The sequence below is a fragment of the Psychrobacillus sp. MER TA 171 genome (assembly GCF_023713305.1).
GTDB lineage: Bacteria > Bacillota > Bacilli > Bacillales_A > Planococcaceae > Psychrobacillus.
In genome coordinates this window covers 1-1932 of record NZ_JAMAWN010000045.1, presented here as the reverse complement: position 1 = coordinate 1932, position 1932 = coordinate 1, and the positions used below count along the sequence as shown (strand labels likewise).

The 1932-nt window shown below is 42.2% G+C and carries 1 protein-coding gene; it reads right to left on the bottom strand.

Features of this window, described 5'->3' with window-relative positions; all coding sequences use genetic code 11:
• Positions 1–173 precede the first annotated feature (173 nt).
• Positions 174–1409 (bottom strand): IS110 family RNA-guided transposase, encoded by a 1236-nt coding sequence (locus M3627_RS20290; RefSeq protein ID WP_251557253.1) that lies wholly within the window; start codon positions 1407–1409, stop codon positions 174–176.
• Positions 1410–1932 lie beyond the last annotated feature (523 nt).

The following is a 1932-nucleotide window of genomic DNA, read 5'->3' as shown; positions in this document are numbered from 1 at the left end:
AAGCCCAGTGGTAATATGTCAAGCGAAAAAAAGAAATGAATTGGAAATTACTTAAGTGATACTTTCCAAATGAACACTTTTTGCGCATACCAAATAAACCTCTCATTTTTCTGCTTTTAAAAAAGAAAAAAATGGAAGTTATTTAACGGGTGAAAGGTTGTGAGTTGGTTAACTCAGTCTCTCCTTTCTGGTGGTATGTACAGCTGATTCGTGCGTAGTAGCGAATGCACGAGGCGTACTAGTTTTCTAGCGGTTAAGACGAGAGCGCGTTTATGTTGGTGCTTGGTTACTTCTTGGTATTTCTTTTGATAAAAGGCTTTATATTCAGTGTCATATTTACGTACCGCATCTGCTGCTTGTACAAGATAATACCGTAGGTATTTATTGCCGGTTCGCATCCGGCTAGTATTTTCGGCTTCAAATTCGCCAGATTGATACTGTGTCCAAACGAGTCCAGCATATTTCGCTAATGCGTGGTGGTCATCAAAACGCTTGATATCTCCAATTTCGGCGAGCAAGCCGGCTGCGTACACGGGTCCAATGCCTTTTACGGAAGTTAATGTTTGGGTGAAACCTTTCATCATACGCTCGATTTCCTTATCCAAACGTTTGACTTGGGATTCCATATGGCGAATCGTACTTAAAATCACGGATAGTGAGATGTTAACGGGATCAGCCATGGCCTTGTCTAATCGAAAGGAATTACGTGCAAGCTTTTGAAGATATTTAGCGATTTCTTCTGGCTCGGCAAAACGTTTTTTGCCTTTCTCCTGTAAGAACTCAACCAGTTCTTCTAAAGGCATCTCGGCAATGGTTTCCGGATCTAGCTCTTCAATGACAGCGAGACTGGTCGTACCGAATGTATTCGAGAACGGGTTATCTTGGCGTAGGCCACTAAACTTTAAAAACAGTTGGTTCATCATGTAGGTTTTATTACGTGCAACTTCATGCATTAGATGGAATCGGGTACGTGTTAAACGACGAAGTGCTTCATATTGTAAGGTTTCTTGCATTTCATGTGGCAGACGTCCAAAGCGTAAATGATCCGCAATTACCCAGGCGTCAATTCGATCGTTTTTCGGTAACGTATCGTACCCCTTTTTAAAGCGAGATACTTTACGTGCATTTAACATATAAACCGCTGTTTGAAACGTTGGTTCATAATTGTGCAATTGATTCTTTAAATAATGAGCAACGTGCCAGCTATACTGGTCTGTCGCTTCTAATCCAATTTTAATATGTTCGCACTGATTTTTTTCCGCTGTTCCTAAAAGCTTTTGAATTAAGGTGTTCGCACCTTCTGTATCATTGGAAACAGAAAAATCAGCGAGCGTATGTCCCTCTCCATGCATGAAATGGACATGATGGGAGCGCAAACTCACGTCGATACCGACTAGCATTTGTGACATGCCAATCACCTCCTAAGGTGGGATTAATCAAGATTGTCTCAGACCTGGGTGCCCATCAGAATCATCGATGTCTGCCTCGTTATTAGCAATCAAAGTGAAAGAAGACCAAAATGAGCGCTACACTCTCTTCTTCCTCAGCGTCGCAGCCAGTGGTTAGACCTTCCATAATGAACGATGGGTAGCAGGCTTATTAAGCAGTGCACTAAGTGCCCGCAAGGGGGAAAAGCTATTTCCTGTGTCAACCTTGTCCGTTCCATTGTCTCATGGGCACGGTCTGAGAGAAAAGTAGATTGAAATAAAAAAGGACGAAGTACTGAAATGGAGCATCCTCCAATCTTCGTCCAAACGATATGAAGTTAGGCAACTCAAATAAGCAGGTAAGCACCTGTCAGCTTTATTTAGTCATGTTAAAAATAGACTTTTCCTTTTTGGCTCCCTCGGTAAAGCAGGGGTCAAACAGGTAAAACATAAAAAGGGTGAGGGAGCCAAGAGGCGACCACTTCCTATAGGAAATCCAACAGAT